Origin of the sequence: Corynebacterium sp. HMSC068H04, assembly GCF_001811255.1 — a bacterium.
Taxonomy (GTDB): Bacteria; Actinomycetota; Actinomycetes; order Mycobacteriales; family Mycobacteriaceae; genus Corynebacterium; species Corynebacterium hesseae.
The window spans coordinates 21993-35521 of sequence record NZ_KV803969.1 but is presented as its reverse complement, the minus strand read 5'-3'; the positions used below and the strand labels follow the sequence as shown (position 1 = coordinate 35521).

General features: G+C 61.9%; 14 protein-coding genes. 6 read left to right on the top strand and 8 right to left on the bottom strand.

What is annotated here, in order from left to right:
* Position 1: 1 nt before the first annotated feature.
* Positions 2 to 1090 carry a succinyl-diaminopimelate desuccinylase gene (dapE, locus tag HMPREF2792_RS01720; protein WP_070530391.1) on the bottom strand — a complete coding sequence of 363 codons (1089 nt, stop codon included), beginning with the start codon at positions 1088 to 1090 and terminating at the stop codon, positions 2 to 4.
* 91 nt (positions 1091 to 1181) lie between these two features.
* Between dapE and HMPREF2792_RS01715 the strand changes: the two genes are divergently transcribed.
* From HMPREF2792_RS01715 to HMPREF2792_RS01690, 6 genes are all read left to right on the top strand, one after another.
* Entirely contained in the window at positions 1182 to 2540 is a 1359-nt protein-coding gene (locus HMPREF2792_RS01715) for an amino acid permease (RefSeq protein WP_070530389.1), read from the top strand.
* 18 nt (positions 2541 to 2558) lie between these two features.
* Complete coding sequence (gene dapD / locus HMPREF2792_RS01710) at positions 2559 to 3530, top strand: 2,3,4,5-tetrahydropyridine-2,6-dicarboxylate N-succinyltransferase (RefSeq protein ID WP_070524922.1); 972 nt, start codon at positions 2559 to 2561, stop codon at positions 3528 to 3530.
* Between the two features lie 126 nt (positions 3531 to 3656).
* The gene (locus tag HMPREF2792_RS01705; RefSeq protein ID WP_070530387.1) at positions 3657 to 5087 is read left to right on the top strand and encodes an amino acid permease; all 1431 of its coding nucleotides are present in this window, start codon (positions 3657 to 3659) and stop codon (positions 5085 to 5087) included.
* A 562-nt stretch (positions 5088 to 5649) separates the two neighbouring features.
* Positions 5650 to 6495, top strand: coding sequence for a type IV toxin-antitoxin system AbiEi family antitoxin domain-containing protein (locus tag HMPREF2792_RS01700; protein WP_070530385.1), 846 nt, complete (start codon positions 5650 to 5652; stop codon positions 6493 to 6495).
* A 69-nt stretch (positions 6496 to 6564) separates the two neighbouring features.
* On the top strand, positions 6565 to 6774 hold the full coding sequence (locus tag HMPREF2792_RS13115; RefSeq protein ID WP_070524916.1) for a helix-turn-helix transcriptional regulator: 210 nt from the start codon (positions 6565 to 6567) through the stop codon (positions 6772 to 6774).
* Positions 6767 to 7249: a hypothetical protein gene (locus tag HMPREF2792_RS01690; RefSeq protein WP_070524914.1), complete on the top strand. Its 483-nt coding sequence runs from the start codon at positions 6767 to 6769 to the stop codon at positions 7247 to 7249. The genes HMPREF2792_RS13115 and HMPREF2792_RS01690 overlap by 8 nt, the downstream gene beginning before the upstream one ends.
* A gap of 419 nt (positions 7250 to 7668) precedes the next feature.
* On the opposite strand, the gene HMPREF2792_RS01685 is transcribed toward HMPREF2792_RS01690, so the two are convergent.
* The 7 genes from HMPREF2792_RS01685 to HMPREF2792_RS01655 form a co-directional block, all read right to left on the bottom strand.
* On the bottom strand, positions 7669 to 8232 hold the full coding sequence (locus tag HMPREF2792_RS01685) for a GtrA family protein (protein WP_070530382.1): 564 nt from the start codon (positions 8230 to 8232) through the stop codon (positions 7669 to 7671).
* 107 nt (positions 8233 to 8339) lie between these two features.
* Positions 8340 to 9098, bottom strand: coding sequence for a pseudouridine synthase (locus HMPREF2792_RS01680; RefSeq protein ID WP_198530280.1), 759 nt, complete (start codon positions 9096 to 9098; stop codon positions 8340 to 8342).
* Between the two features lie 48 nt (positions 9099 to 9146).
* Positions 9147 to 10232 carry a succinyldiaminopimelate transaminase gene (gene dapC / locus HMPREF2792_RS01675; RefSeq protein WP_070530378.1) on the bottom strand — a complete coding sequence of 362 codons (1086 nt, stop codon included), beginning with the start codon at positions 10230 to 10232 and terminating at the stop codon, positions 9147 to 9149.
* Positions 10233 to 10235: 3 nt separating this feature from the next.
* A complete protein-coding gene (gene fdxA / locus HMPREF2792_RS01670) occupies positions 10236 to 10559 on the bottom strand; it encodes a ferredoxin (protein ID WP_070524905.1) in 324 nt (107 codons plus the stop codon).
* A 50-nt stretch (positions 10560 to 10609) separates the two neighbouring features.
* Complete coding sequence (locus HMPREF2792_RS01665) at positions 10610 to 11002, bottom strand: hypothetical protein (RefSeq protein WP_070530376.1); 393 nt, start codon at positions 11000 to 11002, stop codon at positions 10610 to 10612.
* Positions 10999 to 11865: a PIG-L family deacetylase gene (locus HMPREF2792_RS01660; protein ID WP_070524901.1), complete on the bottom strand. Its 867-nt coding sequence runs from the start codon at positions 11863 to 11865 to the stop codon at positions 10999 to 11001. Before HMPREF2792_RS01660 ends, HMPREF2792_RS01665 begins: the two co-directional genes overlap by 4 nt.
* A complete protein-coding gene (locus HMPREF2792_RS01655) occupies positions 11858 to 13459 on the bottom strand; it encodes an ABC transporter family substrate-binding protein (protein ID WP_070530374.1) in 1602 nt (533 codons plus the stop codon). Before HMPREF2792_RS01655 ends, HMPREF2792_RS01660 begins: the two co-directional genes overlap by 8 nt.
* Between the last annotated feature and the right edge of the window lie 70 nt (positions 13460 to 13529).

Sequence of the window (13529 nt, the reverse complement as noted above, 5' to 3'; positions counted from 1 at the left end):
CTTATCCCTTCAGGTAGTTCAAGAGTGCGGTCGAGACTTCGGCGATCTGGGTGACGGGCACTTGTTCGTCCTTCTTGTGGGCAAAGCCTGGGTCACCAGCGCCGAAGTTGACGGCTGGGGTCCCCATCTCGGAGAAGCGGGCCACGTCGGTCCAACCATACTTGGCGCGGACGTTGCCGCCGACGGCGTCGACAAGCGCGCGTGCCGCCGGCTGGCCCAGACCGGGCAGGGCGGCGCCGGCGATGTCATCGACCTCCACGGTGATGTTCTCGTGTTCGCCGATGACCTCCATCAGGTGCGCCAGCGCCTCCTCGGAGCTGCGGTCCGGGGCGAAGCGGAAGTTGACGAACATCCAGGCCTCATCCGGGATGGTGTTGGTGGCCACGCCGGATTCGAGGTGGACGATGTTGAGGCCTTCCTTGTATGTGCAGCCATCAATTTCCACATCGCGCGGCTGGTAGTTGGCCACGTTGAGCATCACCGGCGCCAAGGTGTGGGCGGCGTTGGAGCCCAGCCAGGCGCGGGCCGAGTGCGCACGGGTGCCATGGGCGGTGACGCGCACGCGAATGGTGCCCTGGCAGCCGGCCTCGATCATGGCGCCGGAAGGCTCGCCCAGCAGCGCGAGGTCCCCCTGCAGCCACTCGGGGTGATCCTTCTGCAGGTGGCCCAAACCGTTGAATTCGGTGGCGACCTCCTCGCCCTCATAGGCGATGACCGTGAGATCGTGCTTGAGCTCATCGGTGTTGTACAGCTGCGCGAAGGCGTTGAGGTAGACCGCCATGCCCGACTTCATGTCCACGGTGCCGCAGCCATACATGATGCTGCCGTCCTCCGACATGGTGTGGGGCACGTTATCGGCCAGGGGCACGGTATCGATGTGGCCGGCGAGGACCACGCGGCTTTCGAAGCCCCGATTCGTCCGGGCGCAGACGGTGTTGCCGTAGCGTTCCACCTCTACTTTGCTCTGGTCCAGACCACGTAGGGCCTCTTCGACCGCATCGGCGATCGCTTGCTCGTGGTGCGAAGGGCTAGGGATATCCACCAAGGCCTTGGTCAGCTCGATGGGATCGGAGAAGAGATTTAAAGTCACAACCCGCCATGCTAGCGCCCCCGGATGCTCAGCGCATTGCGTAAAGTACTTCCCATTACAAACAATCAATAGCGTTGAAGGTGATCACCCTATGGCAGCGGCCACACAACTCAAAACCCGCCACCTCACCATGATGGGGCTCGGATCCGCAGTGGGTGCGGGACTCTTCCTGGGCGTGGGCCTAGGCATTCAGGTGTCCGGCACCTCCGTTCTCATCTCCTATGCGGTAGCTGGCGCGCTCATCGCCTTGGTGATGTGGATGCTCGGAGAGATGGCCGCCGCACGCCCTTCGCTGGGCGCTTTCTCCACTTATGCAGGACAGGCTTTTGGGCCGTGGGCCAGGTTTACGTTGGGCTGGATTTACTGGTTCATGCTGGTCATGGTGATGGGCGCGGAGATTACCGGTGCTGCGGCCATCATCTCGAATTGGTTCGGGGTCGATCCGTGGATACCGGCTTTGGTGGCTGTGGTGTTCTTCGCCGTGGTCAACTTTGCCGCCGTGGGTGGTTTCGGCGAATTCGAGTTCTGGTTCGCCATCATCAAGGTGGCCACCATCGTGGCTTTCCTGGGCGTCGGCGTGCTCATGGCTTTGGGCATCCTGCCCGGAATGGACCTCTCCTTGGCAGGTCATAACTTCACAGAGAACTTCCTGCCCAACGGCGGCCCCGGTTTTGCTGCCGGCCTGCTCGCCGTGGCTTTCGCCTTCGGTGGCATCGAGCTGGTCACCATTGCCGCAGCCGAGTCCGAGGATCCAGCGCACAACGTCGCCACTGCGGTGCGCGCCATTATCGTGCGCATCATGGTCTTCTACATCGGTTCCATCCTGGTTATCACGCTGGCATTGCCTTTCAGCTCCATCCAGGACGCCGACGTCGCCGCGGACTCGCCCTTCACGCTGGTCCTCGCCGCCGCGAAAATCCCCTTCGCTGCAGGATTCATGGAAGCCATCATCGCCCTAGCGCTGCTCTCTGCCTTCAACGCACAGATCTACGCCACCTCCCGTCTGGTCTATGACATGGCGAAGGACCATAGCGCGCACCACATCTTCCTTCGGACGAACGCCTCCGGTTCCCCCATTTTTGCGGTGGTGCTCTCCATCATCTTCGCCTTTGCATCGGTGGTGCTGCAGTACTGGAACCCGCCGGGATTGTTGGCCTTCCTCTTCAACGCGGTTGGCGGCTGCCTGCTGGTCATCTGGTGTTTCATCGTGGCCTCCTATATCAAGCTGCACCCACAGATGCAGGCCAACGGCGAGCTCACCACGCTGCGCGTCCCGGGCTTCCCGTGGCTGCCGTGGCTCACCGCCCTAGCGCTGGTCGGCCTCACAATTCTTATGCTTTTCGACGCCTCCGCCCGCAACCAAGTCCTCGCCGTCCTCATCCTGACCGTGGCCCTGGTTGTGATCTTTCACCTACTACCGGGTAACTCACGGCGCACGACAGAGGCGTAGCTGCTAGGGTGTGAGCCTATGACTTCAGCATCCGCACGCGGCCTGGCAACCATTACCCACGACGGCACCGTCCTGGACGTTTGGTTCCCGGCAGTTCACACCGATATTTCTGTAGACGCCAGCGGCACCGAGCGCTTGGAGGAGGTTCCGCAGCAATTCGCTGACCTGGTTGGCCCTGATGAGGAGCGCGGCGTCGCCCGCATCGCAGTGGAGACTAAGATTGCGGACCTTGACGAGGCGCCCGCCGATACCTACGACGCTTACCTGCGCCTGCACCTGCTCTCTCACCGCGCAGTCAAGCCTCACGGCCTGAACGTGGACGGGATCTTCGGCAAGCTGGCCAACGTGGTGTGGACCAACTACGGCCCCTGCGCGGTTGCCGATTTCCAGATGGTCCGCGGCCGCCTCGCTTCCCGCGGCCCGGTCGTGGTCTACTCCGTCGATAAGTTCCCGCGCATGGTGGACTACGTCGTCCCGTCCGGCGTTCGCATTGGTGACGCCGACCGCGTTCGCCTGGGCGCCCACCTCGCCGAGGGCACGACCGTGATGCACGAGGGCTTCGTCAACTTCAACGCCGGCACCCTGGGCGCCTCCATGGTCGAGGGCCGCATCTCCGCAGGTGTTGTCGTGGGCGATGGCTCCGATATCGGCGGCGGCGCCTCCATCATGGGCACCCTCTCCGGCGGCGGCAAGGAGGTCATCTCCATCGGTGAGCGCTGCCTTTTGGGCGCGAACTCGGGTGTAGGCATTTCGCTTGGCGACGACTCCGTCGTCGAAGCCGGCCTCTACGTCACCGCCGGCACCAAGATTGCGGTCTTTGGCAAGATTGCTCAGGCCCTGGGTCTGTCCGAGGGCGAGACTGTCAAGGGCTCTAAGCTCTCCGGCGTCTCCGGCGTTCTGCTGCGCCGCAACTCCGTCACCGGCGCCGTCGAGGCCGTGGACTGGAAGTCTGAGGCTGTGGCCCTCAACGAGGATCTGCACAAGAACTAGGCGCTGTTGCTTGAGGCCCCCGTTTCTGCGGGGGCCTTTCGCGATCGTGGACTTAAGCCCTCCGCTTTGTGCACAAGCGCTATAAAATGGCCCCTTTATGCCCAAACGCCTTGGCAGCTGCCTACAATGCTAAAGGTGACTGCTCAAAACGATTCCTCTCCTAGCTCACTCGGCAGCGGCTTGAAAGTCCGCCACCTGACCATGATGGGGCTGGGCTCCACTATCGGTGCCGGTCTTTTCCTAGGCACCGGCGTAGGTATTTCCGCCGCCGGTCCCGCGGTTCTCTTGGCCTACCTCATCGCTGGCTTCCTTGCCATCTTGGTCATGCAAATGCTCGGTGAGATGGGCACGGTCATCCCCGCTTCCGGTTCCTTCTCCGAATACGCCGAGCACGGTATCGGACGCTGGGCAGGCTTCACGCAAGGCTGGATTTATTGGCTTGCCACCGTCGCCGTCCTCGGCGCGGAAATTACGGGCGCTGCTGGTTTCATCGGCGCATGGTTCGACTGCCCGCCGTGGATCCCCGCGGCCATCTGCGTGGCGCTCTTTGGCACCATCAACCTCTTGCGTGTGCGCTTGTTCGGCGAGTTCGAGTACTGGTTCGCCTTCATTAAGGTCGCTGTCATCATTGCCTTCCTTGTCATCGGTGCGCTGCTGATCTTCGGGCTGCTTCCTGGCCACACCTTCATCGGGACGTCCGTCTTCCTTGCCGACGGCTTCATGCCCAACGGCCTTGGCGGCGTGGCCGCCGGCCTGCTCGCCGTGGCCTTTGCTTTCGGCGGCATCGAGGTCGTCGCCATTGCCGCGGCGGAATCCGAGGACCCCGAGAAGTCCCTTGTCAACGCGGTGCGCACCACCATTACTCGCATTTCGGTCTTCTACTTGGGCTCCGTCCTCGTCATCACCTTCCTCCTGCCCTACTCTTCGCTCGGCTCCGCGCAGTCTGCCGCCGAGTCTCCGTTCACGATGGTCTTGGACCGGGCTGGAATCCCTGGTGCTGCGGCCATCATGGAAGTGGTCATCGTGCTCGCGCTACTCTCCGCGTTCAACGCGCAGATCTACGCCTCCTCCCGCATGATGCACTCGCTGGCCTCCCGAGGTGAGGCGCCCAAGCTCTTCGCTGCAACAGATCGCCGCGGCGTGCCAACCGCCGCCATTGCGCTGTCCGTGGTGCTCTCCGCGGTCATGGTTGTTCTCAACTATGCGGATACCGGATGGCTGCTGTCCTTCATGCTGAACGCCGCTGGTGCTTCGCTGCTCATCGTGTGGGTCTTCATTGCGGTGAGCCAGTTGCGCCTGCGCCCGCAGCTCGAGGCCATCCACCCGCTGCCGGTCCGCATGTGGGCCTACCCCTACCTCACGTGGTTCGCGCTGGCATTGTTTGCAGCTATTGCTATGCTCATGCTTAGCGACGCCTCCGCCCGCATCCAGCTCTACTCCGCCGCCACGATGTTCGCTGTGCTCGCTGTCGCGGGCGTGATCAACGCTAAGGCCCGCGGAATCTCCCCGACCGCGCGCCTGCCGCTACCGACAGCCGAGGCGCTGAAGGCCCGCTAGCCGCCCCTCCCGCTGCCGCTCCACTCCCTTCGCGTCCCTTCCTCACTCCTCCTCGCAGCCACCCCACCCCCTTCGCGCTCACCGGCGCACTGCGTAGCACCGTTTCTTCGATCCCTGTGGCCGCCAAGGGCATGCCGCATGAGCTGTCACCCCAGCAAGCGCCCTTCGCGCTCACCAACGAAGGGCGGACTATGACAGGCGCCTGCCCCGTGAGCGCAAAAGGTAGGTGGACCCGAACGGCGCTCGATGCAATTCCCAACCTCACCGATGCAATTCCCGACCAAGCCTATGCCCTTCGCGGTCACCGCCGAAAGCTCTAGCAGCTAATCAGCGAGCTCGGTGAGCGCCAAGGGCGCGGAGGGATTTAAGGGGCTGTGTTGGTCGACAACGCCGAATCGATGCGGCGATCCGAACACTGCAAAGCCCAAACGATAGGGAATGCGCTAGACAGGAAGACGACGCGTCAACATAAACCCTCAAAATCTGGCTTTTGAGGCAGGGTTATCCACAGGCGGAGAATTGACTATCGACTCGTCGCCAAGCACTGCATACCTTGAGTTTCATGAAGGCATGGACTACCGCAGAGCTGCGCGAGATGGGGTTGAGCAAGGAGGCAATCCGGCGGAAGCTTCGCGCGGGAAAGCTGTTTCGCGTGCATCGGGGGATTTATAGCGATGAGTGGTCGCCGTTAGCTGTGGCACAAGCTCTGGCTCACGGGCTGAGTCGATTACATTTCACGGGTAAGACCGCGCAGGAGATTCACTTGGGGCGGAATTTGACGTTTCCGCTGGAGGCCGAGGGGCCACGAACGCTCAAGGGGAAGAACTTTCGGGTGACGCATTCGCGGCTTTCGGCCACAACCCTGGTCAACGGACTTCCGGTCATTCAGGTTCTCTGGGCGGCGCGGCGAATAGCCGCAGCGTGTGGTCAATTGCTGGAAGAGCATTATCGCGGCAAGACAGGCCCTGCTCGCCTCGAAGATGACCGGCGGAGAATGCGGCGAGTCCCACAACGCTTGAAAGAAACTATCCGTCGCACGCCCATCGGCACAGACAGCGTGCCGGAGCGCCAGCTCAGTCGAAGACTGCGCACGGACGGAATCTTCCCTGAGCACAATGCGCTCATCGCGGTCTACCGCTTTGACTTGAAGATTGGCAAGCTCATAGTCGAGGTCGACGGCTGGGAGCACCACAAACATAGTCGCGCTTTTCAAGCAGACCGCTCGAAGCAGAACGCCGCAGTGGCACATGGCTATACGGTTTTGCGCTTTACTGCCGACGATATCCGCTACCACCTCGACGATGCAGTTCTACTCATCAAAACCACACTTGAACAGCTCAAAGGGCGTAAACCGAAGCTGCCGGCTGTGGTGATGCACCCCTACTGGACATGGCATGTTTGCATGTAACCCTTGCTCCTATGACAAGTTTGCTTTACATTAAGACATGTAAACGCGACACACCGTAAAGGAGACCACATGGCCGAGCACCAGAATATGGTCCGCAAATGGCGTCGGTGGCTCGAGATGTCTCAAGCCGACCTTGCTGAAAGAGCCGGAGTTTCCCGCCAAACTATCGCCAATATCGAGCGCGGCAACTACTCCCCATCTGTGTACCTAGCTCTCGATATTTGCCGCGAACTAGGAAAAACCGTCGAAGAAGTCTTTGGAGATGAACAACATGATTAACGCCCTTGCTAACTACACCCTCAACGAGATCGAGCGCGCCTCCCGCGACGAATACGAACGCGAAACCTTTTACAAAGCCTGCGCCGTCGCAGCGCCGCCTGTGCAGTTCTTGGAGCTCGTCATCGCTGCCATCCTTGCTTGGGTACTTCCCGGCCAGATGAGCATGTTGTGTTTCCTCGCCATAGTGCCGTCTGTCATCGGCAATGCCATCGGCACGGCGTGGCTGCGAAAACGCGTCGCTACCCCGCTTGTGGGTCGTAATTGGTCCGCCATGGCCGTTTACTTAATACCGGCAATCGCGATGTTCGCGGGAATCGCCTATAACGCCTATGCGCCTGCCGACGGCCACAATCCCACCGCTTATCTAGCCGGCACCGCAGTTGGCGCTATCGCCGTCCTCATCCTCGCCCCATTCATCCGCCGCCATCAGCACCGCCGCGACCAAGAGCGCCTCGACGCCGAGCTCGACGACTAGGCAGCTCTTCCCCGCCCACCTTCCTCCATCCCGCCCTTCGCGCTCACCGCGGACGGCGGGTTCCTCTATTTTGCAGGCGCCGGTGAGCGCCAAGGGAGAATAGGGTCACGCCGAACCAGGCGTCGAAGTGCATCTCACCCCGCCATCTCACCGGTCAAACCGCCAGCACGCCCCTTCGCACCCAACGGTAGCAGTAGCTACCGAATTTATTGGACGCCCGTGAGCGCGAAGGAGGCATTTCCACCAATTACCCCTAAGCGCTCACCAGGGCGATGGAGCGCTGCCTCGTCGTGTTTCCGGTGAGCACGAAGGGAGCATCTGCTTGCCGACGCCCCCCCTTCCCGCTCACCGCAGCATCGAAAAGACCCCACCGGCCGTCGCTGGTGAGCGCGAAGGGCAGGCGGGGCGAAGGGTCGATTTTAAGCCGGTTCCGTTTCGTGGACCACGACTGGCTTCTTGGGTGTCGAGCGGAAGGTCCACAGCTTGTTGAAGATGAAGTTAATCGGCATGGCCACCACGATCGAAATGGCATTGGCCCAGTAGTACATCGTGCGGAAGCCCGTGGAGTCATCGAAGATATGGGGAGACAGCTGCAGCGGCGAGGTTGGATTCATCAGCAGGTACTGCACCGCGAGGGTCACTAAGTATGCACCGATGCCCGTAATGAGGAACGGGAAGAAACCCCGCAACCACGAGACCTTGTTGACGGACTTGAACGTCCACATTCGGTTGAGCTGGTAATTCCACGTATTCGCAACTAGGAAGGCGATGGTGGAAAAGAGCATGAACCAGCGCACGTGAAACTGGGTACCGAAGAGATTGAACATCGCGTCATGCGGCGTAGCGCCGAACCAGGCCAATCCACACTTTGCGGCCAAGATTGAGGTCGCAATGTTGACCAACGCGCCCGAACTGCCTACCAGACCGAACTTAATGAACTGGCCAAAATTCGAGGCAAAGCGAGCAAAGCTCAGATCCGCCATGGACACGCCCTTCGTACAAAATGCTCAATTATGATGAATAAAACTTCGTTTGAGTTTAGTCCCTCAATCAGCGCAAACTAAAACGCACGCCGCATTAGCGCCCAATCTCACAGCTGAAACTCCCGTTTGTGGCCGGTAACTGGATCGCTAAAACTCAAAGCGACATGGGAAAGCAGCAGCGGCGTGGAGAAATCATGAAGATCCAAGCCTCGATCCACGGGATAAGTATCATCTCCCACAATCGGATGTCCCAGGTGGTTAAGCACCACGCGGATCTGGTGGGTATGGCCGGTGAGCGGCCATACATCGGCAGTCGTTCCACCAGCACGCACGCGGGTCACCGTAGGCGTACCGGTGGAATCCACGCGGACCTGACGTTCACCACGCACGCGCCGCATCCCCAGCCGTACAGTGCCGTCGAAGGAGAAGGGCGCAGCCACCCGAGCACGGTAATGCTTCACCACCTCACGCTGCTGAAAAAGCCGCTGGTACGCAGCGCGCGTGCGCGGATTACGCGAGCACAGCACCAGGCCCGACGTCAACCGGTCCAGCCGGTGCAGCGGCACGATGGAGTCCTCATTAAAGTCCACGCGCAAGCGTGTCTGGAGCGTCTCGCGGACGATGCGCCCATTCGACGTCGTGGGTAAGAAGTGCGGCTTGTCCGCGACTATCAGGTCCCCGTCCTCATATACCACCCGGTAATCAAAGGGAATGGGCGCTTCGGAAGGTACCGAGGGGTGATACCACGCCAGCGTAGGGCCAGGAAGTAGAGTGCCGGGCTCCAAGCGAGTGCCAGGAGAAAACGCGGAATCGCCCGCCTCACCTGCCCAATAGGTAGGTGTGGCGGGCACGATGCCAGTGAGCATTACCTTGCGCGGGCTAATCCCCTCCCGCGCCGGCGGGCGAAAGGCCACTTACTCAGCCAAGCGCGCCACCGCCGCCGCGATGCGCTCGTCCGTACCGTTGAGGCCAATGCGCACGAACTGCTCGCCCGCTGGGCCATAGAAATCACCCGGTGCAACGAGGATGCCGCGCTCGGCCAGCCAGTCGACGGTCTCGCGGCAGTTCTCACCGCGCGTTGCCCACAGGTAGAGCCCAGCCTCGGAGTGCTCGATCCTAAAACCAGCTCCAGTCAGCGCCCGCATGAGCTCCACACGGCGCGCGGCGTAGCGTTGGCGCTGGAGGGCTTCGGAGGGGTCGTCGTCAAGCGCGGCAACCATCGCCGCCTGGATGGGGCCTGGAACAATGAGCCCTGCGTGCTTACGCAGCTCCAGCAGCTCCGCGATGAGCTTGGCATCGCCCGCAAAGAAACCGGCGCGATAGGAGGCCATGTTCGCGCTCTTGGACAGCGAATGCATGGCGATAAGCCCGGTATTGTCGCCATCGGTCACGCGCGGGTCCAAGATGGACACCGGCGGGTTCTCATCGTCCCAACCCAAGCCCATGTAGCACTCGTCCGAGGCCACGATGGCATTGTTCGCGCGCGCCCAAGCGACGATTTCGCGCAGCTTCTCGACGCCCAGCACCCTGCCCGTCGGATTCGACGGCGAGTTGATGAACACGAGCGACGCATCCTGGAAATCCTCGTCGGCGCGCAACGGCTTAGCACCGGCCAAGAGGGCGCCGACTTCATAGGTAGGATAAGCCACCGTCGGGAAAGCCACGGTCTCACCGCGCATGCCCAGCAAGGTGGGCAGCCAGGCGATAGCCTCCTTGGTGCCGATGACCGGCAGCACCGCGTCCACGTTCATGGTGTAGCGGCGCTCAAGTGCCTTCGCGATGGCCTCGCGCAGCTCCGGAGTGCCCTGAGTCTGCGGATAGCCGGGAGCCTCGGCCGCTGCGGACAGCGCTAACTGCACGCCAGGGGCAACTGGATCAACGGGATTACCCACCGATAGGTCAACGATCCCGTCCGGATGCGCCTGGGCTTTCTTCTTGGCACCGGCGAGCGAGTTCCACGGAAAATCCGGAAGCGTGTCTCCCAACGGCGTGCGGCTCATGCTCTACTCCTGGTTCTGGGGTGGGAGCTTAGCGATCATCGGGACGTCAAAGTCCTGCGGTCCAAGTGCTGCCGCGCCACCCGGGGAGCCGAGATCATCAAAGAAGGCGGCGTTGGCGTCGTTGTAGTCCAACCACTCATCCGGGACGTCATCCTCGTAGAAGATGGCCTCCACCGGGCAAGCCGGCTCGCAGGCGCCGCAGTCCACGCACTCGTCTGGGTGGATGTAGAGCATGCGCTTGCCCTCGTAGATGCAGTCGACCGGGCACTCTTCAACGCAGCCGCGGTCCATCACGTCGACGCAGGGCTGCGCGATGGTGTAAGTCATAAGGTGTTTAAACTCCTGTGTGTCACGGGTTTTCTACGAATAACAGTATGCTACTCCGAGGCGAAAAATGGCCAAACGCTGCCCGCGATTCCCGCGGCGAACAGCAGCAGGCTGAGAATATTATTGGCCAGCAGGCTGCCATCCCCGATGGCGGCTCCCAGCATGAACGCGAGAAATCCTCCCACCCAGGCCAGTCCTGGCACGCCTGCGATGTAGGGATTCTCACTCCACAGACGCGCTGTGCGGGTCAACACCCCGTTGAACCAGAAGGCGATGAGGATGGTGATGGGAAAGGCCATCCCGGACTCGCCGGGCCACGGCAGACGCGCGGTGAGATAAACCACCTCGAGGGTCAGCGAGCAGAGCGCTCCCAAGACCAGCCACACCAAGCCACCTATTTGCTCGCCCCGGGAGAAATCAGTGCGAATGGCGCGCTCGCTCACTTCTCCCCCAGCAATGAATCCTGCGGCTCTCCCTGGCCAAGCTGGTAGAACTCCTGGCGCAGCAGCGGCATCGTGAGCAGATTGGACAAGGCATAGGCGGCGGGGACTTGGGCGGGGTCCTTAAGACCCGCCTGGGCGGCGTGGGGGTTGACGGTGGTGAGGGAGCCGTCGGCAAGCCAGATCTGCGTGGCGTGGGCCAGCATCGCGGCGCGCTTGGCAGCAAGTGCTACGTCGCTGAGCTCGTAGGTCACGTCGCAGCCGGCGTTGGTGAAGTTGTCCAGGTACGCCTTGTCCGGCAGGCTCCAGCCATCCGGAGGAGTAATAGCGTCGAGACCCCGATAGTGCGCGGCACGCTCAAAGACGGCCCACCAAATGCGCTGATCAGGTACTGCGGCCGCGTGCACGGCCTTGTGCACGGCGATGTGGTCTGGGTGACCGTAGCCGCCGTCCGGACCATAGGTCAGCACCGCGTGCGGGCGCAGCTGTTCAAGGTGGCCGCGCAACAGGTCTGCTGCTTCCTCCACACGGTTGACCAGGGCCCGCGGGTGATCATGGGCGGGGGAACCTTCCATCCCAGAATCGCGGAAATGCCCGAAGCCGCCCAGCTGGATGCCATCAACGCCCAAGGCGTCGAGTGCGTGCTTGAGCTCCCAAGCGCGGAACCCGCCCAACTGATCTGTTTCTGCGAGGCCTTGGTAGGGCTCACCGATGATTTCGCCCTCCTCCCCCAGCGTCGCGGTAATCACGGTGACCTCCGCACCGCGCGCGGACAAGTCCGCCAACGTGCCGCCTGTAAAGAGCACCTCATCATCCGGGTGCGCGTGAACGGCCACGACACGGTAGCCGGTGAGATCCTTATTCATCGTCTTTCCTCCACTGCGGTGCACTAATCAGACCGGAGTCCCAGTCCTTGATGCTTTGTCCGGGGCCAACAATACCCTTGCCCAAAGCGTGGATTCGCACCTCATTAAGCAACGGGACGAAGAGAACTTCTTCTTTGTTGAGGTGCTCCACCTGCTCTTGAGCCGCTGCTGAATCGAGCTTTCCCGACAAAATATCGGTAGCAGTCTTCGCGGACTCTTCAGGGCAGAACTCCGACTGCGTTGCCGCAGGCCGCGTGGGCGTTGCGCACACGAAGTAGTTAGCCAAACTCAGCGCATCGCTGCCGTTTTCGTCCCACGCCACCACGGCATCTACCTTGCCAGCCGGGAGCAAGTCAGAAGTAATGGTGGTCGGGCGTTCGGTGACGAGCTCCGCGTCGATGGCCTTGGCTTGCAACACGTCCACGATGGTGGTGGCTGCAGCCAGGGCAGTTGGATTGAGGGGATCCGCGGCGATGCGCACGGGTTTGCGGCCCGCACGCTCGCGCAGCGGGGCAAGTTCTGCGTTGCTATCGAAGGGGTTCTCCCCCGGTTCGAGCTCCGAAGCGCGGCCGGTGGCAAGCCGGGCCAGCTGGTCGGTGTTGAGCAGCGAAGCCAAGGCGCGGCGTTGCGGCTGTTCCTCGAGTGCGCCCTCGGCGGCCGACATCTCCAGGCGGAGCTGACGCTGCCGGGTCACCACACCGGTATTGACGTTGCTGAGCAGGCTCAAATTCTCCAGGGTGGTCTGCTGCGGGGTGAAGTCAGCAAACCCGATCTGGTGCGAGCGCAGCATGTTCACTGCCTGCGCGGTATCGCGCACGGCGCGCAATTGGATCACGTCGATATGTGCGGGATCCTCTCCCCAGAACCGGTCATTGCGGTTAAGCGTGATAATCCCTCGCCCGCGGTCCATCCCTTCGACGAGGTAGCGTCCAGCAGAGGCTGGGATACCCTCAGCTAAGGCCGAGGTGAAGTCCTTGTCCTCCAGCACATGGGAGGGCAATAGGTGGGCAAAGAGCTTGTGCCAGTCCTCCACGCGGTGGTCGAAGTCCACGGTGACCACTCGCCCATTACCGGAAGTCCGCACGGCCGAAATTGCCCGGTAACCGGACACGTTTTTAGCACCCGGAGTGCGCGTGATCTGGGACCACAAATAATTGAAGTCAGAGCCACTGATCGGCGTCCCATCGGACCATTGCGCTGGCGCGGCGATGGTATAGCGCACCCGCATGGCAATACTGCCCGGAGCATCGATTTCCTCGGCGGATTCGAGGACATCCGTGTCCATCTGGTCCCCGTGGAAGGCCGAGGGCAGCACTAGCTCAGCGATTTGGTTGACCAGTTCCGAATTATTCGCCACGAGGTGCGGGTTGAGCCCGCCGCGCAGCGGGTCCACCCCAATGGCCACGGTGCTGCGCTTCGGCAGCGCGTCTTCCTTGGGTGCTGCCTCCGGCGGCGGCGTGGTGGTACTTGAGTTCGTGGGCGTGGCGCTGCGATCGTCCTCGTCCACTACCGGCGGCGGGCCGGGGTTGGCTTGGCATGCAGTCAGCACGGCGGCTGCGAGAATGACTCCGAGCCGGGGCAGGAAACGGTCCACTCCACACAACCTTTACGTCCGGAAAACTCTTCCGCGCTATTTTAATACCCCGGGGCAGGTGGTCCTAGCG

Coding starts and splice junctions, on each gene's coding strand:
- HMPREF2792_RS01700 (WP_070530385.1), top strand. CDS start 5,650: ATGAAGGCATGGACTACCGCAGAGCTGCGCGAGATGGGGTTGAGCAAG.
- HMPREF2792_RS01715 (WP_070530389.1), top strand. CDS start 1,182: ATGGCAGCGGCCACACAACTCAAAACCCGCCACCTCACCATGATGGGG.
- HMPREF2792_RS01680 (WP_198530280.1), bottom strand. CDS start 9,098: ATGCTCACTGGCATCGTGCCCGCCACACCTACCTATTGGGCAGGTGAG.
- dapD (WP_070524922.1), top strand. CDS start 2,559: ATGACTTCAGCATCCGCACGCGGCCTGGCAACCATTACCCACGACGGC.
- dapC (WP_070530378.1), bottom strand. CDS start 10,232: ATGAGCCGCACGCCGTTGGGAGACACGCTTCCGGATTTTCCGTGGAAC.
- HMPREF2792_RS13115 (WP_070524916.1), top strand. CDS start 6,565: ATGGCCGAGCACCAGAATATGGTCCGCAAATGGCGTCGGTGGCTCGAG.
- HMPREF2792_RS01690 (WP_070524914.1), top strand. CDS start 6,767: ATGATTAACGCCCTTGCTAACTACACCCTCAACGAGATCGAGCGCGCC.
- HMPREF2792_RS01705 (WP_070530387.1), top strand. CDS start 3,657: ATGCTAAAGGTGACTGCTCAAAACGATTCCTCTCCTAGCTCACTCGGC.
- HMPREF2792_RS01660 (WP_070524901.1), bottom strand. CDS start 11,865: ATGAATAAGGATCTCACCGGCTACCGTGTCGTGGCCGTTCACGCGCAC.
- HMPREF2792_RS01685 (WP_070530382.1), bottom strand. CDS start 8,232: ATGGCGGATCTGAGCTTTGCTCGCTTTGCCTCGAATTTTGGCCAGTTC.
- fdxA (WP_070524905.1), bottom strand. CDS start 10,559: ATGACTTACACCATCGCGCAGCCCTGCGTCGACGTGATGGACCGCGGC.